Origin of the sequence: Vibrio sp. 10N.222.52.B7 (assembly GCF_041474275.1) — a bacterium.
Lineage (GTDB): Bacteria > Pseudomonadota > Gammaproteobacteria > Enterobacterales > Vibrionaceae > Vibrio > Vibrio crassostreae_C.
Window position 1 is genome coordinate 1 of record NZ_JBFRTU010000752.1, and the last position, 396, is coordinate 396.

Consider the following 396-nt stretch of genomic DNA (forward strand, 5'->3'; position numbering starts at 1 on the left):
GTCACGTACCTATCCTCAAGTGGTTGCCTCTGAATGCAGTCGATTGTTTACGTTTGGTTTGTCTGAGTCGGGTATCTCTGATGTTTTGGACCAATTAAAGCTGCCTGAAGGTTATGAGCTTGGTTACCGTTCTTATCTGCCGTTCATTGAGGTCAAACTGTTTGGTCCTAAGGCAGACTTAGAAACTCGCGTTAAGTTGCTGCAAATGGTTTACAAGCTGCTAGAAAGTAATGTCGTCAGTGTTGATGAGCCTATGGTTGATCATATTGGCCACATCATGGCTGAGAAAAAGAAGACGTTATCGGTGTCTGAAGTGTCGACCAAAGGCGCATTGTCAGCGTGGCTGCAGTTGAATGAGCAGGTTGAAGATTGCTTCGGGCATTCGTGGGTGATGGC

At 46.2% G+C, this 396-nt stretch carries 1 pseudogene; it reads left to right on the forward strand.

Annotated elements, in window-relative coordinates:
* Positions 1-396: pseudogene (locus AB4512_RS25130) on the forward strand (competence/damage-inducible protein A); the annotation flags it as partial.